The organism is Micromonospora sp. NPDC051924 (assembly GCF_055586005.1).
In genome coordinates this window covers 107,116-123,926 of sequence record NZ_JBVJJA010000020.1, presented here as the reverse complement: position 1 = coordinate 123,926, position 16,811 = coordinate 107,116, and the positions used below count along the sequence as shown (strand labels likewise).

Sequence of the window (16,811 nt, the reverse complement as noted above, 5' to 3'; positions counted from 1 at the left end):
AAGGAAAGGTGAGGGAAAAAACGGCGGGGGGGGAGAAACAGCTTCTGCTTTTGGTTTGCCCGAGTGTCGGCCCTCTTCTCCCCCCCCCCCTCGGCGGGGGGGGTCGGGGGGCACCCCCGGGGCCCCCCCCCCCCCCCCCCCCGATTTCCGTCTTCAGCTGTTGAGGACGTCGTACACGTCGGCGGGGGCGGCGCCGATCCTGCCCTCGAACGGCGCGGAGAGATCCGGCTTGAACCCGTGCCCGGAGTAGCTGATCTCCGACGGCTGCTCCGGTTTGCCCGCGCTGGCCGGCAGGGTGAACCGGAAGCCGAGCAGCCGGTGCTGGGCGTCGAGCGTCGCCTCGAACGGGACGCTCGCCCGCTGCTGGGGGGTGAGGCCGGCGAGGTACTTCTCGTCCACCAGGACACTCGTGCCCGGGTCGGCCACCCGGGTCAGGTCGAGGGCGCCGTGGTAGCTGTTCGTGCCCGACGGTTCGGCGGCGGCGATCCCGGTGAACAGTTCGGCGGCGTGCGCGGGGTCACCGAACTGTTCCAGCTTGGCGCGTCGTGCCGGGTCGACCTTGCGCAGGTCGATCCGGGTCCACTGGTCCTTGGTCAGCGGATCGCTGCGGACCAGGTGCTGGCCTCTGCTGTGCAGCACCTCGAACGTCAGGTGCGCCGGGCCGACGCCGTCGCCGACCGCCCGGAACCGCAGCCAGCCGTCCCGCCCGTCGACGGCCCCCGCGCCGATGGTGTCGGGGGTGCGGAACTGGAAGCTGTAGGGGCCGCGCTCCAGCGCCGCCGCCGCCTCGCGCAGGGTCCCCGCCGTATCGGGCGTGGGCGACGCGTCGGCGGCCGGCCCGTCGACGTCGGTCGCCAGGCCGCAGCCGGTCAGGGCGAGCAGAAGGGTCAGGGCCGCCACCGGACTGAGCAGTCTCACCGGACACCTCCGTGCGATCGCTCCGCCGCGCCCGCACGGCGGTCCACCCTGGACTTACCCGGCCCGCGAGCAGGTGAATCCCTGGACTTCCGTGGCTTCCCCGCACCCGGGGGGTCAGCGGCGGATCAGGCCGAGGTCGGTGGCGGCGGCGACCGCCGCGGTCCGCGACTCCACCCCGAGCTTGGTGTAGATCCGCGCCAGGTGCGACTTGACCGTGCCCTCGGTCAGGTGCAGCCGCCGCCCGATCGCCCGGTTGGACAACCCCTGCGCCACCAGCACCAGCACGTCGGTCTCCCGCCGGGTCAGCGTCGTGGCGGGGCTGCGTAGCCGGTGCAGCAGCCGGTCCGCGACCGACGGCGCCAACGCGGTACGCCCAGACGCCGCCGTGCGCACCGCGGCCGCCAACTCCTCCGGCGGCGCGTCCTTGAGCAGGTAGCCCGTCGCGCCGGCCTCGATGGCCGGCAGCGTGTCGGCGTCGGAGTCGTACGTGGTGACCACCACGACCCGCGGCGCGTCCGGCCGGGCGGTGATCGCGGCGGTGGCCTCCGCACCGCTCATCCCTTTGCCGAACCGCAGGTCCATCAGCACCACGTCGATGTCACCGGCGGCCGCGCGGGCCACCGCCTCCTCGGCGGTGGCCGCTTCCGCCACCACCACCAGCCCCGGCTCGGTGGCCAGTACGGCCCGCAGCCCGGCCCGCACCACGGGATGGTCGTCGGCCAGCAGCAGCCGGATCTGTCCGCCCGTCACGGCCGCCGCCCGGCCGGGACGTCGCCGACGGTGACCGGGAGTCGGGCGGTCACCGTCGTGCCCCGGCCCGGCGCGGACCGCACCTGCAGGGTGCCGCCGAGCGCGCCTACCCGGGCCCGCATGGCCGCCAGGCCGAACCCGCCGCCATCCGGCCCGGCCGCGGTGGCGTCCGCGTCGAAGCCGACACCGTCGTCGACCACGTCCACCGCCACCTGGCCGCCGAGATACTCCAGCCGCACCTGCGCGGCGGTGGCGTGCGCGTGGCGGACCGTGTTCGCCAGCGCCGACTGGGCGACCCGCAGCAGGGCGACCTCCTGCGCGGTGGGCAGCGGCACCGGCTCACCGGCGAGGTGGAAACCGGCGGTGAGCCCGTGCCGGGCGGACGTGGTGGCGCACAGCCGCGCCAACGCGTCCGGCAGGGTCGTGCCCTCCAACGCCGGTGGGGCGAGCGCGGCGACGAACCGGCGTGCCTCCGCCAGGTTGTCCACGGCCGCCTGGCGGGCCTGCGTCACGTACCCGGCGGCGGTGTCGGCGGCGTCCGGCAGCGCCCGTTCCGCGGCGCGCAGCAGCAACTGGATGCTGGACAGGCCCTGGGCGATGGTGTCGTGGATCTCCCGTGCCAGGCGCTCCCGTTCGGCCAGCATCCCGGCGGTGTGCTCGGCGGCGGCGAGCTCCGCGCGGGCGGCGGTGAGTTCCTCGATCAGCCGCCGCCGCTGCTCGCTCTCCTGGTAGAGGGCCTGGTAGCCCCACACCACCGCGACCGACACCACCGCGCCGAGGGTCGGGCCGACCGCCACCGCGAGGGTGAACGCGCCCCGGTGGGCGGTGAACGCGACGATCGCCGCGAGCATGGTGGCCGTGACCGCCACCAGCCCGGCACGGCGTGGCAGCAGGTGCAGCTGCAGGAAGTACAGCGGGAAGGCCACCCACACCCCGTCGGCGGACAGGGCCAGCAGCACCAGCCACAGCGCGCCCAGCAGCGCCAGCCAGGCCACCGCGGCCCGCTGCGGGGACCGCGCGCGTGGCAGCCGCCCACCGGCCGCGTACGCCAGCCCCAGCGCCGCCGCGGCGACCACCACGGCGGCGGCGTGCGGCGCGGCGTCGACCACCGCCCGGCCGGCGGCCAGGGCGAGCAGGCCGGCGACCAGCAGGTGCACGCACCAGACCAGCGCCCGGGCGCCCGGCGTGGTGGCGGTGGTGGAGGTGTTCACAGTCCCTCCAGCCTAGGTGCCGGTCACCGCCGCGCCCTCTGCCAAAGGATGGAATCCGCCCACCGACCGACGGCCCGCGAAGAGCCCTCCTGCGCCAGAAGCCGGCCACCGGCGCCGGCGGCGACCGTGGAGGGACAGCGCAACCGTCGTCGAGGAAGCAGGGACCCGTCGTGTACGTGGCATGGAGAGACCTGAGGTTCGCCCGGGGCCGATTCGCCCTCATGGGCGCCGTCGTCGCCCTGATCAGCCTGCTGGTCGGGCTGCTGTCCGGGCTCACCGCCGGGCTGGCCCGGGAGAACGTCTCCGCCGTCACCGACCTGCCCGCCGACCGGATCGCCTTCGCCGCGCCCGCCCCCGGACAGGACCTGTCGTACGCCGACTCCACCGTCACCGAGCGCCAGTGGCGGCGGTGGGCGCAGGCGCCCGGCGTCACCCGCGCCGAGCCGCTGGGCATCACCACCACCCGCGCCACCGCCGGCGACAACACGGCCGGGGTGACCGCGTTCGGGGTACGCGCCGGCTCGCCGCTGGCCCCGGCCGGCGGCCGGCTCGACGACCGGTCCGCCGTGCTGTCCACCCCCGCCGCGGAGGACCTGCGCGTGCGCGCCGGTGACACCGTCAGCCTCGGCGGGCGGACGCTGACCGTCGCCGCCGTCGCCGGGGACGCCGCCTACAGCCACACCCCGGTGATCTGGGTCAGCCTCGACACCTGGCGCGTCGCCGCGCCCCCCACCGGGGCCGCCGGCCCGACCGCCACCGTCATCGCCCTGACCACCACCTCCGCCGTCGACGTCGCCGCCACCGACGCGGCCGCCGGCACGAAGACCGTCCGCACCGGTGACTCGCTCGCCGCGATCGGCTCCTACACCTCGGAGAACGGCTCCCTGCAACTCATGCGTGGCTTCCTGTTCGCCATCGCCGCCCTGGTCATCGGCGCCTTCTTCAGCGTGTGGACCATCCAGCGCAGCGGCGACGTGGCGGTCCTCAAGGCCCTGGGCGCGTCCACCGGCAACCTGCTGCGCGACGCGCTCGGCCAGGCCGCCGTCCTGCTGGCCGGCGGCACCCTGGTCGGCGCCGCCGCCGCGGCCGGCGCCGGCGCCCTGGTCGCCGGGTCCGCCGTGCCGTTCCGGCTCACCCCGGCCACCGTCCTCGGCCCCACCGCCGTGATCATCGCCCTCGGCGTGCTCGGGGCCGCCCTGTCCATCCGCCGGATCACCTCCGTCGACCCGCTGACCGCCCTGGGGAGCGCCCGATGAGCCTGACGCTGACCGACATCACCCTCACCTACCCCGACGGCGCGGGCCGGCTGACCGCCCTCGACCGCGTCACCCTCGACGTGCCCGCCGGCACCCTCACCGCCGTCGTCGGCCCCTCCGGCTCCGGCAAGTCCAGCCTCCTCGCCGTCGCCGCCACCCTGATCACCCCGGACGCCGGCACCGTCACAGTCGCCGGCACCCCCACCACCGGCCTGACCCGCGCCCAACTGGCCGACCTGCGCCGGCGCGCCATCGGCATCGTGTTCCAGCAGCCGAACCTGCTGCCCGCCCTCACCGCCGCCGAACAGCTCCAGGTCATGGCCCACCTCGACGGCCGCGCCCCGGCCCGGGCCCGCCCCCGGGCGATGGCGCTGCTGGACGCCGTCGGCCTCGCCGACCAGGCCGGCCGCCGCCCCCACCAGCTCTCCGGCGGGCAACGGCAACGGGTCAACATCGCCCGCGCGCTGATGAACGACCCGGCCGTGCTGCTGGTCGACGAACCCACCAGCGCCCTCGACCACGACCGCGGCGCCGCCGTCGTCGACCTGATCACCCGGCTGACCCACCAGCGGGGCACCGCCACCGTCCTGGTCACCCACGACCGCACCCACCTGTCCGCCGGCGACCGGATCGCCGAGGTCCACGACGGCCGGCTGCGCGCCCCGGCCCCGACCTGCTGAGCGGCGGCGAAACCGGCGACGTGGACCTTCGGTGACGAATCGGCGCCGACATCCGGCCGCCCGTCGGGGCAGACCCAGGTTCTGGCCGGGTAGCCTTCGGCGCGTGATCGTGGTGAGGTGCCGGTGACGACGCTCGACCGGGAAGAGACCCGTGCCACCGACGTGGCACGCGACGGGGCGCGCCCGCGCCCCCTGCCGCTGACCGTGGCCCTGCCGATGGCCGTCGTCGCCGGCCTGGCGCTGCTGGCGGCGTTCCCCCCGTACGGGGTGTGGGCGTTGGCCCCGGTCGGGGTGGCGCTGCTCGCCGCCGCCACCCACCGGCGGCGGCTGCGGGCCGGCGCCGGACTGGGCTTCGTCGCCGGGGTGGCGCTGTTCGCGCCGCTGCTGGAGTGGACCAACCTGCACACCGGCTACCTGCCGTGGCTGCTGCTGTCGCTGCTGCAGGCGGCTTACCTGGCGCTGCTGGGCGCCGCCACCGCCTGGGTGTCGCCGCTGGTCGACCGGTACCGGTGGTGGGCCTGGCCGGCGGTCACCGGGCTGCTGTGGGTGGGGCAGGAGGCGCTGCGCGACCGGACCCCGTTCGGTGGGTTCCCGTGGGGGCGGCTGGCGTTCAGCCAGGACACCTCCCCGCTGCTGCGGCTGGCCGCCCTCGGCGGCGCCCCGCTGGTCACCTTCGCCGTCGCGCTCGCCGGTGGGCTGCTGGTCACCCTCGCCTGGCGCGACTGGCGCCGGCCCGCGGGGCAGTGGCGGCCGGTGGCCGGGCTGACCGTCGCCCTCGCGGCGCTGCTCGCCGTCCCCGGCGGCGTCCCCACCGGTGTACGCGGCGGCGGCGACACCATCACCGTCGCCATCGTGCAGGGCAACGTGCCCCGCCTCGGGCTGGACTTCAACGCCCAGCGGGAGGCCGTGCTCAACAACCACGTCGAGGCCACCCTGAAGCTCGCCGAACAGGTGGCCGCCGGCGCCCAGCGCCGCCCCGACCTGGTGGTGTGGCCGGAGAACTCCAGCGACATCGACCCGCTGCGCAACCCCGACGCCGGCTACCGGATCTCCCAGGCCGCCGACGTGATCGGCGCGCCGATCCTGGTCGGCGCGGTGCTGCTCGGCCCCGGCGACGGGCAGGTCCGCAACGCCGGCCTGCTGTGGCGCCCCGGCAGCGGCCCCGACCTCGACCAGCTCTACACCAAGCGGCACCCGGTGCCGTTCGCCGAGTACATCCCGCTGCGCAAGATCGCCCGGATGGTCAGCTCCGAGGTCGACCGGGTCCGCTCCGACTTCGTCCCCGGCACCCGCGCCGGGGTGCTGGCGACCGGCGACGTCACCCTCGGCGACGTGATCTGCTTCGAGGTCGCCTACGACGGCCTGGTCCGCGACACGGTCACCGGTGGCGGGCAGCTGCTGGTGGTGCAGACCAACAACGCCACCTTCGACGTGGCCGAAGCCCGGCAGCAGCTGGCCATGGTGCGGCTGCGCGCCGTCGAGCACGGCCGCAACGCCCTGATGGCCTCCACGGTCGGAGTGTCCGGGTTCGTTACCCCCGACGGGCGGGTAGACGGGGCCACCGGGTTCAACACCGCGGCCGTCGTGGTGCGGCAGATGCGGCTCGGCGACGGGCGTACGCCGGCCACCGCGGCCGGGGTGTGGCCGGAGGTGGCCCTCGCGGCGCTCGCCGTCGCGGCCCTGGCCGGCGCGGCCGTGCTGCGCCGACGGCGGGAGGTCGACCCGGGCTAGGCGACGGTGCCGGTACGCCGGCGGGGAGGCGGTACGACGGTGGTCCTGGCAGCCCACAGCAGGACGGTCGGCCACCCCGGGGTGGGGCGGGTGCTCGTGGTCGTCCCCACCTACAACGAGGCCGACAACGTCAGCCGGATCGTCGCCCGGGTCCGCGTGGCGGCGCCGGCGGTGGACATCCTCGTCGCCGACGACAACAGCCCCGACGGCACCGGGGCGATCGCCGACCGGCTGGCCTGCGCCGACCCGCACGTGCACGTGCTGCACCGCCAGGGCAAGGAAGGCCTCGGCGCGGCCTACCTGGCCGGTTTCGCCTGGGCCCGGCAGCGCGGCTACGACGCCGTGGTGGAGATGGACGCCGACGGCTCGCACGCCCCGGAGGACCTGCCGGCGCTGTTGGAGGCCGCCCGCGACGCGGACGTGGTGATCGGCTCCCGGTGGACCCGCGGCGCCCGGGTGGTGAACTGGCCGCTGCACCGGCTGCTGCTGTCTCGCTGCGGCAACCTGTACGCGCGGCTCGCCCTGGGCATGCCGGTCTCCGACGCCACCGGCGGCTACCGGGTGTACCGGTCGAGCGCGTTGGACGCCATCGACCTGGACTCGGTGCGCTCCCAGGGCTACGCGTTCCAGGTCGAGCTGTCCCGGCTGGCGCACCGGGCCGGGGTGCGGATGGTCGAGGTGCCGATCACCTTCGTCGAGCGGGAACACGGCGACAGCAAGATGAGCCCGCTGATCGTGGCCGAGGCGCTGTGGCGGATCACCACCTGGGGGCTGCGGGACCGGCGTGCCGCGGCGCGCCGCCCCGACGCGTTGGCCCGGTGGCCGTGAGCGCGGGCGTGTCATGCTGGAAGGGCGTGATGACGCCCATGGCTGATGAGGTGAGATGCGCCGAGGACTGAGGTACGTACCACCGGCCCTGCTGCTGCTCGCGGTGCTGGAGCTGACCGTGTTCGTCCTGGTGGGCCGGGGCATCGGCTTCGGGTCCGCGCTGCTGCTGATGTTCGCGGCGTCCCTGCTCGGCCTGGTGTTGCTGCGCCGGGAGGGCATGCGGGCGTGGCGGGGCTTCCGCGCCGCCGTGGAGTCCCGGCAGCCGCCGGGTCGGCAGGTCACCGACGGCCTGGTCGGCCTGCTGGGTGCGCTGCTGCTGGCCCTGCCGGGCCTGGTCAGCGGCGTGTTGGGGCTGCTGTTGCTGGTGCCGCCGGTGCGCCGGCTGGCCCGGGTCGGGGTGCAACGGGCCGCGGAGCGCCGGGTGTCGTCGATGGTCGCCGGTGACCTGTTCGGGCCGCGCGTGGTCCGGGTCCGCCGCGGCGCGCCGCAGACCCCGCCGCCGGCCGGCCCGCCGCCGGCCGGACCGCAGCAGCCGGTGCCCCCGCGGGAGCCCGGCCGGGCCATCGAGGGCGAGATCGTCCAGTGAGAAAACCCCGTACGTGACGAAACGCCCCCGGGTGATCCCGGGGGCGTTTCGGTCGTCCGGTGCTGCTCAGGCGCGACCGCGGCGGGTGCGGACCTCCTGGAGCCGCTCGGCCAGGATATCCTCCAGCTCGGCGATCGAGCGCCGCTCCAGCAGCATGTCCCAGTGGGTGCGCGGCGGCTTGGCCTTCTTCTGCTCCGGCTCGTTGCCGTCGACCAGCCGGGCGACGCTGCCGTCGAACTTGCACTCCCAGGTCGTCGGGACCTCGGCGTCGACGGCGAACGGCACCTCGAACTGGTGTCCCTTGGCGCACAGGTACTCGCGGGTCTGGCGCGGCGCGAGCTCGGTGTTGCGGTCGGATTCGTAGCTGACCGCGCCAAGGCGGCTTCCGCGCAGCATGCGCTCGCCCATGATCGGCTTCCCCTCGTTCGTGGTGCTGGTCTTCTGGGTGTAACGGTCCGTCCTGGTCGGGCCATTCCCGCCCGCGCCGAGACGATCCGCGCGGTGGGGGAACCCTCCAAGGGTAGCCGGTCCACCAGGGTTGCCCGGCGGGGTCGTCCCCGGCCGGGCTGAATCGGTGGAGTGTTTCGCCTGTCAACGGGGATGTTAGCCGCCTCCACGTGTGCGGAGGTGAGCATGGCCGGTGACGCGCCGATCGAGGCCCGACCGCCCGGTGGGAAGACTTTCTTCGGTCACCCGCGGGCGCTGTCGACCCTGTTCCTCACCGAGATGTGGGAGCGGTTCAGCTTCTACGGCATGCGGGCCATCCTGGTCCTCTACCTGACTGCGGCCGTCGCCGACGAGGGACTGGGCATCCGGGAGTCCACCGCCAACGCCGTCTACGGCACGTACAACGCGATGGTCTACCTGATGGCGTTGCCCGGCGGCTGGGTCGCCGACCGGCTGCTGGGCGCGCGGCGCAGTGTGCTGTGGGGCGGGGTGGTCATCGCGGCCGGCCACTACGTGATGGCCGTGCCGGTGCGGTGGAGCGTGTTCGCCGGCATGACCCTGATCGTGCTCGGCACCGGCCTGCTCAAACCCAACATCTCGACCATGGTCGGTGACCTGTACGACCGGGACTCGCCGCGCCGCGACGCCGGCTTCTCGATCTTCTACATGGGCATCAACCTGGGCGCGTTCATCGCCCCGCTGATCACCGGTTTCCTCGGCGAGAAGATCAACTGGCATCTGGGCTTCGGCGCCGCGGCGGTCGGCATGACCTTCGGCGTGCTCCAGTACGTGCTGGGCCAGCGCAACCTGGGCGACGCGGGTGCCCGGCCCGTCGACCCGCTGCTGGGCGCGGACCGGCGCCGGGCGCTGAACCGGATCGGCCTGGTCGCCCTGGCCGTGGTGGTGGTCCTCGCGGTGCTCGCCCTGCTCGGGCTGTTCACCGTCAACACCGTGGTCAACCTGCTCACCCTGGTCACCGTGCTGGTGGCGATCGGCTACTTCGCCCGGATCCTCACCGACCGGGAGATCAGCGCCACCGAACGCAGCCGGATGAAGGCCTACACCTGGCTGTTCGTGTTCGCGGCCGCGTTCTGGCTGATCTACGACCAGGCCGGGTCGGTGCTGAACATCTTCGCGGCCGATCGCACCGACCGGAACGTGGCGGGCTTCACCTTCCCGGCGTCCTGGCTCCAGTCGGTGAACCCGATCCTGATCATCATCGGCGCGCCGCTGGCCGCCTGGCTCTGGCTCAAGCTGGGGCACCGGGTGTCCACGCCGATGAAGTTCGCGGTCGGCCTGATCCTCAACGGCCTGTCGTTCGTGCTGATGGCCGCCGCCGCGCAGGCCGCCGTCGGCGGGGGCCTGGTGTCGCCGTGGTGGCTGGTCGCCGTGTACGCCATCCAGGTCGCCGGCGAGCTGGCGCTGAGCCCGGTGGGCCTGTCGGCCACCACCAAGCTGGCCCCGGTCAAGTACGCCAGCCAGATGATGGGCCTGTGGTTCCTCGCCTCCGCCGTCGGTGACGCCATCGGTGGCCAGGTGGCGCGGCTGGCCGAGACCTGGACCGAGGCGACCTACTTCCTCACCTTCGGGCTGGCGTCGGTGGTGCTGGGGCTGGCGGCGGTGATGTTCGCCCGGCACATCCGGCACCTGATGGCCGGCATCCACTGACCCGTGCCGGCGCCGCCGTCACGCGGCCGGGGTGGGCGGCAGGGGCAGCGGCAGGCCGGGCAGCCCGTCGATGCTGGTCGCCACGTGCTCCTTGCCGGCGAAGTACGCGCTCAGCGAGGCGTCGTCCTCCCGGGCGAACCGGCGGCCGTGCAGGTCCCGGTCGGCCTCGTAGGTCATCAGCGGGACGGCGTACCCGCAGGTGTCGCGGATCAGGTCGGCGCGGACCACGACGACGGCCCGCAGCCCGTGCAGGCTCGGGTCGATGTCGGGGAAGTGCCGCAGCAGGTCGGGCCAGCGGGGGTCGTCGCGGAACACCGGCTCGCCGCGCCCGTGCACCCGCACGATGTTCGGCGGGCCGCCGAACGCGCACCACATCAGCGTGATGCGCCCGTTCTCCCGCAGGTGGGCGATGGTCTCGGCGTTGCTGCCGGCGAAGTCCAGGTAGGCCACCGTCAACTCGTCGAGCACCGCGAAGGAGCCGCGCAGGCCCTTCGGGGACAGGTTGATCGTGCCGTCGCCGGTCAGGGGGGCGGTGGCGGTGAAGAACATCGGCTGGGCCTCGATGAAGGTGCGCAGCCGGCCGTCGATGCGCGCGTACGTCTTTCCCACGCCCGCATCATCGTCGCCGCCGGGCCGTCGCCGCTGCCCCGTCCCAGCCCGTGGTGGCTCAGCCCAGCCGCGCCCGCAGCCACTCGGCGAGGTCGGCCAGCGCCGGGGCGGCGATGCCGTGGCCGACCGGGTCCCGGCGGGCCGTCGCCGTCGCGCCCGACTCGCCGCGCAGGTACGCCCAGGTGCGGTCCAGCAGTTCGCGGGGGATGACGGTGTCGTGGTCGCCCTGGGCCACGAACGTCGGCACCCCGGCCAGCCGGCCGGCCGTGGTGGGCACACCGGCGTCGAAGGGCAGGGTGCCGTAGAGGATCGCGGCGCCGGCGTACCGGGCCGGGTCGTCGAGGAGCAGCCCACCGGCGAACGCGGCGCCGCCGCTGAACCCGACCAGCGTCACCGGGCGGCCGGCCGGGGCCACCTCGTCGAGCCAGCCGGTGAACCAGTCCATGGTGGCGCGCAGCGACCCGGCGACCGGGCGGCCGATGCCCCGGTTGGCGAACCAGGCGTACCCGCCGCCCTCGGCGATCGGCGCGCGGAGCGCCGCGTACGCCGGGCCGGCCGGCAGGTGGTCGGCCAGGGTGAGGATCTCCCGCTCGTGGGAGCCGCGGCCGTGCAGCAGCACGACCAGGGGTGTGGTGGGGTCGCTGCCGCCGGTGGTGGCGACCACGGGCGCCGGAAACTGGTTGAGCATTCAACGATGCTAGCGCGGCCCGTCAGCCGGTGCGGGCGCCCAGCCGGGCCAGGGCGCTGGCCAGGTCGCTGACCTGGTCGGCGAGCTGCCCGGCCCGGCGCTGGGCCGCGTCGCGGTCGGACTCGGCGGCGGCCAGCCGTACGGTCAGCTCGGCCAGCCGGGCCTCGACGGCGCCGGCGCCCTCCCGCGCGGCGGCCAGCTCGGCGGCCAGGGCGTCCCGCTCGCCGGTACGGGCGGCCAGATCCTGCCGGGCGGTCTCACCGGCCGCGACGGCCTCGGCGCTGGCGGCCTCCGCCTGCGCCCGTGCCGCCTCGGCCCGCTCCCGGGCGCTCTCGGTGGCCTGCTGGGCCTGCCGGGCCGTGGTGGCCTCCGTCCGGGCCTGTTCGGCCGCCGTCCGGGCGGCCTCGGCGGCGGCGCGGGTCCGGTCGGCCTCAGCACGGAGCCGCTCGGCGCCGGCGAGGGCCTCGCCGGCGGAACGGGTGGCCCGCTCCGCGTCGGCGCGCGCCGCGTCCCGCTCGGCGGTCAGGTCGGCGACCCGCCGGCGCTCGCCGTCCAGCTCGGTCCGCACGGCACGCAGCTCGTGGCGGGCGGCGTCGCGGTCGCGTTCGGCCTGCACCCGCAGGGCCTGCGCGGCGCTCGCCTCACCGCGGGCCCGGTCGCGGGCCGCCTCGGCGTGCTCCGCGCGGTCGGCGGCGCGGGCGGCCTCCGCCTCGGCCCGGTCGACCCGCTCCCGCGCGGCGTCCCGCGCGGCGGTCGCCGTCCGGACCTCCTGGCGCGCCCGGGCGGCGGTCGCGGCGGCGTCCTCGCCGTCCCGGCGGGCCTCGTCGCGTTCGCCGTGCGCGGCCGCCACCTGGGCGGCGGTCTCGGCGCGCAGTTGGGCGAGCTGCCGTTCCACCCCGGCGGGGGAGAGCTCCGCGTGCAGCGCCTCGGTGAGGGTCTCCACGATCTGGTCGAGCCGGTCCACCGCTTCCCAGGTGCGGGCCACCTGTCCGGGCAGGCCGGGGGCGTTGCGGTGGCGCATCCGGGAGTTGCGTGAGGCGCGCTGGCAGGCGCCGTCGTTGTCCCGGCAGTAGCGGAACGGCCGGCCGGCGCCGGCGCGCTGGGGCACCTCCCGTCCGCAGTGGGCGCAGGGGCGGGTCTCGGGGGCGGCGGGCTCGGCGTCCATCGGGGGCGAAGTTTAGTAGGCCACTGCGGGCTCGGCGCGGGCCACGCGGTCCAGGGTGTACCGGCGTTGCAGCAGCACCGCGATCACCATCACGGCGGCGGGCAGCAGGCCGAAGCCGTACCGGATGGCGGCCAGTGCGGTCGGGGACTGGGTGACCGTCTCCCCGGCGGCGGAGGCGACGAACCCGCCGGCGGCCAGGCAGAGGGCGTACGCGTACGGGCCGAGCGCCCCGCCGGTCGCCTCGGTGGCCGTCCACACCCCGGTGTAGGTGCCGGCGCGGTCGGCGCCGGCGGCGCGGATCACGTCGGGAAGCATCGAGAAGGGCAGCAGTTGCAGGGCGGCGAACGCCACCCCGAGCACCGCCACCACCGCGACCAGGACGGGCAGGCCGACCGGCCGGCCGACGGCGAGAACCAGGGTGCCGAGCGCGAAGGTGGACTGCGCGGTCAGCAGCGCGCGTTGCTTGCCGAACCGGCGCGCCACCGCCAGCCAGACCGGAGTGACCAGCAGCGCCGGTGCGAGGAACGCGGCCACCAGCACGGTGGTGAGCTTCGGCCGGCCCAGTTCGTACTCGGCGTAGTAGGGCACCCCGGCCAGCACCAGGTGGGTGGTGGTGGACATGGCCAGGTAGGCGGCGAGCAGCCAGCGGAACTGCCGGTCGCGAAGGCTCGCCACGAGGGCCCGCCAGCCGCCGGTCCCGTGCCCGGCGGTCGGGGCGGCCGCCGCCCGTCGCAGCCGGTCGATCCCGGTGACCCCGACCAGCATGGCGGCCAGCATCCCGGTGCCGAGCAGCACCGACATCCGCAGGTAGCCGTCGCGGGTGGGGGTGTCGCCGCCGGTCAGCAGCGGTGCCAGCAGTCCGGACAGCAGGATGCCGACGGTCAGCACCATCATCCGGAAGGCCATCAGCCGGGTGCGTTCGTGGTAGCCGATCCGCAGGTCCGCCGGGGTGGCCAGGTAGGGCACCTGGTACGCGGCGAACAGCAGGTTCCCGGCGATGAACAGCAGCGCCACCCAGGCCGCGGCGGCGCCGCCGGTGAGCCCGCCGGGCACCGCGAAGAGCCCGGCGAAGGCCAGCGGGAGGAGGCAGCCGGCCAGCAGCAGGCGGCGGCGGTGTCCCCGGCGGGCCTGCTCGACGTCGCTGCGGTGTCCGACCCAGGGATGCAGCACCACGTCGGCGATCTTCGGCAGCAGCAGGGTCAACCCGGCCAGCCAGGGCGCCACGGCGAGCATGTCGGTGAGGAAGTAGAGCAGCAGCAGCCCGGGCACGGTGAGCCAGACGCCCATGCCGAGCGAGCCGGTGGCGAAGCCGAACAGCGGGCCGCGCCGCAGGGTGACGTCGCCGTCGAGCCCGGTCATGTGTGTCCTCCCCGGGCGCGCCGCCCACCAATCCAACGGATGATGGATTGTAGGGGGAACAATGGCGGGATGACCATGCCCCGTCGGCGGCCGGGCCGGCCCCGCCGCGACGACCAGCGACCGACCCGTGACCTCGTCCTGGCCGCCGCCACCACGCTCTTCGCCGAACGCGGCTTCGACGCGGTCAGCCTGCGCGACGTCGCCTCCGCCGCGTCGGTCGACGTGGCCACCGTCGCGCACCACACCGGCACCAAGGCGCAGCTCTACGACGCCTGCTTCGCCCGGGTCTTCGCCGCCGAACAGCAGGTCCTCGAGGCGGCCGGCGAGCGGGCCCGGGAGGCCCTGGCGGCCGGACCCGGCGCGGCGCTGCGCGCGCTGCACGACCTGGTCGACGTGTTCGTGGACTTCCTGGAGGACCGGCCGGAGACCACCGCGCTGTGGCTGCGCCGCTGGCTGGAGCCGCACCGGCACGACGAACTCGACCAGCGGTACGCGGCCCCGCTGTACGGGCTGGTCGAGCAGTTGCTCGCCGCCGCGGCGCAGCGCGGCGCGCTGGTCGAACCCACCCCGCACGTCACCGTGCGCAGCCTGGTCTGGGCGGTGCACGGGCACGTGGTGGCCCTCGCCGCGCAGGGCGGCGCCGGGGCCCGGGAGCGGCGGGAGTTCCGGGCCTTCGTGCACCGCTTCCTCGACGGGCTGTACCCGCCGGCCGGCTCTTGACGGTCCGCACCCTGCTGGGCATTATCCATCGGGCGTTGGATTAAGGAGGCGGGCATGACGGCACGGCCCAGGGTGGCGGTGATCGGCGCCGGGGCGGCCGGGCTGGCCACCCTCAAGGCGCTGCGGGACGCCCGCGTGCCGGCGGTGGCGTTCGAGGCCGCCGACACCGTCGGCGGCCTCTGGGTGCACGGGGCGCCCGGCTCGCCCGCGTACCGCACGCTGCACCTGAACACCAGCAAGGGCCGCACCCAGTTCGCCGACCACCCGATGCCCGCCGACTGGCCCGACTACCCGGACCACACCCGCGTCGCCGGCTACCTCGCCGACTACGCCGACCGGTTCGGGCTGCGCGAGAACATCCGGCTGCGGCACACCGTCGAGCGGGTGGACCGCGCCGACGACGACACCTGGACCGTGCACGCCATCGGACCCGACGGCCCGGTCCGCGTCGACGTCGAGGCGGTGGTGGTCGCCAACGGCCACAACCGGGTGCCGAAACTGCCCGCCGGCCACCCGGGCGAGTGCGCCGCCGAACAGCTGCACAGCCACGACTACCGGGGACCGGAGCAGCTCGCCGGCCGGCGGGTCCTGGTCGTGGGCGGCGGCAACTCCGCGATGGACATCGCCGTCGACGCCTCGTACGCGGCCACCCGCACGCTGCTGTCGCTGCGCCGCGGCGTCTGGGTGGTGCCCAAGTACCTGCTCGGCCGCCCGTCGGACACCCTCAACGGGGCCCTCGCCCGCCGGCTGCCCTGGCGGCTGCGGCAGCGGATCAGCCAGACCATGCTCGCCACCACGGTCGGCCCACCCAGCCGGTACGGGCTGCCCACCCCGACACACGGCTTCCTCCAGGACCACCCCACCCTCTCCGACGGGCTGCTGTCCCGGCTGACCCACGGCGACATCGAGGCCCGCCCCGGCATCGCCCGGTTCGCCGGGCCCCGGGTCGAGTTCACCGACGGCCGCGCCGACGAGGTGGACCTGGTGGTCTGGGGCACCGGCTACCGGGTGGCGGTGCCGTTCCTCGACCCCGACCTGCTCGGCGACGGCGCCGACCGGTTGCCGCTGTACCGGCACGTGTTCCACCTCGACGCCCCCGGCCTGGCCTTCGTCGGGCTGATGCAGTCCACCGGGGCGGCGTTCCCGCTGGTCGAAGCGCAGGCCCGACTGGTGGCCGGCCGGCTCGCCGGCACCTGGGCGCCCCCGGACCCGGCCCGGCAGGCGGCCGCCTGCCGCGCCGAGCTGCGCGCCGCCACCACCCGCTGGGGACAGCGCCGCCCGCACATGCGGGTGGACTTCGACGCGTACCTGGCCGAGCTGAAGCGGGAACTGGCTGCCGGCCGGCGCCGGGCGGGGGTGCGGGCATGAGCGCGCTCGCGGGGCGGCGGGTGCTGGTCACCGGGGCGCGGGGCACCTTCGGCCGGCACCTGAGCGCCGCGCTCACCGGCGCCGGTGCCCGGGTCGTCGGGCTGGACCTGCACCCCGACGCGGACGCCGACGTGCCGGTGCTCGGCTGCGACCTGACCGACCCGGCCGCCGTGCCGGCGGCGGTGGCCGCCGCCGTGGACCGGCTCGGCGGGCTGGACCTGCTGGTCAACAACGCCGGTGTCGGCGGGCCCGCCCCCGCCGAGCTGCCGCCCGACGAGGTGGTCCGGCAACAGCTCGAGGTCAACCTGCTCGCCGCCTGGCGGACCACGGCGGCGGCGTTGCCCGCGCTGGAGGCGACCCGCGGCCGGGTGGTCTTCGTGGCCAGCCGGATGGCCGTGCTGCCGCTGCCCCTCGCCGCCGCGTACGGGGTGAGCAAGCGGGCCCTGGTGGCGTACGCCGACGCGCTGCGCCACGAGGTCGGCACCCACGTCGGGGTCAGCGTCGTCTACCCCAGCATGGTCGCCTCACCGATCCACGACAGCACCGCCCGGGCCGGGCTGTCGCTGAGCGGGGTGTCCCGACTGGAACCCGTGGCGGGGGTCGTCGCCGCGATCCTGCGGGCCGCCACCGCCCGCCGGGCGCCCCGGGACGTGGCCACCACCACCCGGGGACGCGTCGAGCTGGCCCTGGCCCGGCACGCACCCGCCCTCGCCGACCGGCTGGTGCGCCGTACCGTCGCCGAGCGGATCGCCGCCGGTGACCTGGACGGCGCGGCGCTCGCGGCCGGCATGGTCCGGCGGCACCGGGAGACCCACCGGTAGAGTGCC

The 16,811-nt window shown here is 75.6% G+C and carries 17 protein-coding genes; 9 read left to right on the top strand and 8 right to left on the bottom strand.

Translation table 11 applies throughout. The features are described 5' to 3' along the window. Positions 1-153: 153 nt before the first annotated feature. The 3 genes from ACZ6S5_RS18145 to ACZ6S5_RS18135 all read right to left on the bottom strand — a co-directional run bounded on the left by ACZ6S5_RS18145 (position 154) and on the right by ACZ6S5_RS18135 (position 2,879). Entirely contained in the window at positions 154-918 is a 765-nt protein-coding gene (locus tag ACZ6S5_RS18145) for a hypothetical protein (protein WP_466001745.1), read from the bottom strand. Positions 919-1,032: 114 nt separating this feature from the next. Continuing rightward, positions 1,033-1,668, bottom strand: coding sequence for a response regulator (locus ACZ6S5_RS18140; RefSeq protein ID WP_466001743.1), 636 nt, complete (start codon positions 1,666-1,668; stop codon positions 1,033-1,035). Further along, a complete protein-coding gene (locus tag ACZ6S5_RS18135; RefSeq protein WP_466001742.1) occupies positions 1,665-2,879 on the bottom strand; it encodes a sensor histidine kinase in 1,215 nt (404 codons plus the stop codon). Before ACZ6S5_RS18135 ends, ACZ6S5_RS18140 begins: the two co-directional genes overlap by 4 nt. Before the next feature lie 221 nt (positions 2,880-3,100). Here ACZ6S5_RS18135 and ACZ6S5_RS18130 point away from each other — a divergent pair, with 221 nt between their 5' ends. The 5 genes from ACZ6S5_RS18130 (at position 3,101) to ACZ6S5_RS18110 (ending at position 7,960) form a co-directional block, all read left to right on the top strand. Beyond that, the gene (locus ACZ6S5_RS18130) at positions 3,101-4,135 is read left to right on the top strand and encodes an ABC transporter permease (protein ID WP_466001740.1); all 1,035 of its coding nucleotides are present in this window, start codon (positions 3,101-3,103) and stop codon (positions 4,133-4,135) included. Next, on the top strand, positions 4,132-4,815 hold the full coding sequence (locus ACZ6S5_RS18125) for an ABC transporter ATP-binding protein (RefSeq protein WP_466001738.1): 684 nt from the start codon (positions 4,132-4,134) through the stop codon (positions 4,813-4,815). The genes ACZ6S5_RS18130 and ACZ6S5_RS18125 overlap by 4 nt, the downstream gene beginning before the upstream one ends. 123 nt (positions 4,816-4,938) lie before the next feature. After that, positions 4,939-6,546: an apolipoprotein N-acyltransferase gene (gene lnt, locus ACZ6S5_RS18120; RefSeq protein ID WP_466001757.1), complete on the top strand. Its 1,608-nt coding sequence runs from the start codon at positions 4,939-4,941 to the stop codon at positions 6,544-6,546. A gap of 39 nt (positions 6,547-6,585) precedes the next feature. Beyond that, positions 6,586-7,374 (top strand): polyprenol monophosphomannose synthase, encoded by a 789-nt coding sequence (locus tag ACZ6S5_RS18115; RefSeq protein WP_466001736.1) that lies wholly within the window; start codon positions 6,586-6,588, stop codon positions 7,372-7,374. Positions 7,375-7,429: 55 nt separating this feature from the next. Continuing rightward, entirely contained in the window at positions 7,430-7,960 is a 531-nt protein-coding gene (locus tag ACZ6S5_RS18110) for an FxsA family protein (RefSeq protein WP_466001734.1), read from the top strand. Positions 7,961-8,026: 66 nt separating this feature from the next. Here ACZ6S5_RS18110 and ACZ6S5_RS18105 read toward each other — a convergent pair whose 3' ends face one another. Further along, positions 8,027-8,368, bottom strand: coding sequence for an RNA polymerase-binding protein RbpA (locus ACZ6S5_RS18105; RefSeq protein WP_007460094.1), 342 nt, complete (start codon positions 8,366-8,368; stop codon positions 8,027-8,029). Between the two features lie 225 nt (positions 8,369-8,593). Between ACZ6S5_RS18105 and ACZ6S5_RS18100 the strand changes: the two genes are divergently transcribed. After that, positions 8,594-10,075, top strand: coding sequence for a peptide MFS transporter (locus tag ACZ6S5_RS18100; RefSeq protein ID WP_466001732.1), 1,482 nt, complete (start codon positions 8,594-8,596; stop codon positions 10,073-10,075). A gap of 18 nt (positions 10,076-10,093) precedes the next feature. Here ACZ6S5_RS18100 and ACZ6S5_RS18095 read toward each other — a convergent pair whose 3' ends face one another. From ACZ6S5_RS18095 to ACZ6S5_RS18080, 4 genes are read right to left on the bottom strand one after another with little or no spacing between them, the layout of a single operon-like run. Continuing rightward, positions 10,094-10,684: a pyridoxamine 5'-phosphate oxidase family protein gene (locus ACZ6S5_RS18095; RefSeq protein ID WP_466001730.1), complete on the bottom strand. Its 591-nt coding sequence runs from the start codon at positions 10,682-10,684 to the stop codon at positions 10,094-10,096. 58 nt (positions 10,685-10,742) lie between these two features. After that, positions 10,743-11,372: an alpha/beta hydrolase gene (locus ACZ6S5_RS18090; RefSeq protein ID WP_466001728.1), complete on the bottom strand. Its 630-nt coding sequence runs from the start codon at positions 11,370-11,372 to the stop codon at positions 10,743-10,745. Between the two features lie 22 nt (positions 11,373-11,394). Further along, positions 11,395-12,537 (bottom strand): hypothetical protein, encoded by a 1,143-nt coding sequence (locus ACZ6S5_RS18085; protein ID WP_466001726.1) that lies wholly within the window; start codon positions 12,535-12,537, stop codon positions 11,395-11,397. 12 nt (positions 12,538-12,549) lie between these two features. Beyond that, complete coding sequence (locus ACZ6S5_RS18080; RefSeq protein WP_466001724.1) at positions 12,550-13,896, bottom strand: MFS transporter; 1,347 nt, start codon at positions 13,894-13,896, stop codon at positions 12,550-12,552. 75 nt (positions 13,897-13,971) lie between these two features. On the opposite strand from ACZ6S5_RS18080, the gene ACZ6S5_RS18075 reads away from it, so the two are divergent. Genes ACZ6S5_RS18075 through ACZ6S5_RS18065 form a run of 3 tightly spaced genes read left to right on the top strand, consistent with a single transcriptional unit; the run spans position 13,972 to position 16,805 of the window. Then, on the top strand, positions 13,972-14,616 hold the full coding sequence (locus ACZ6S5_RS18075) for a TetR/AcrR family transcriptional regulator (protein ID WP_466001755.1): 645 nt from the start codon (positions 13,972-13,974) through the stop codon (positions 14,614-14,616). A gap of 54 nt (positions 14,617-14,670) precedes the next feature. Then, positions 14,671-15,984, top strand: a complete 1,314-nt coding sequence (locus ACZ6S5_RS18070; RefSeq protein ID WP_466001722.1) for a flavin-containing monooxygenase — start codon at positions 14,671-14,673, stop codon at positions 15,982-15,984. Continuing rightward, positions 15,981-16,805, top strand: a complete 825-nt coding sequence (locus tag ACZ6S5_RS18065) for an SDR family NAD(P)-dependent oxidoreductase (RefSeq protein WP_466001720.1) — start codon at positions 15,981-15,983, stop codon at positions 16,803-16,805. The genes ACZ6S5_RS18070 and ACZ6S5_RS18065 overlap by 4 nt, the downstream gene beginning before the upstream one ends. Positions 16,806-16,811 lie beyond the last annotated feature (6 nt).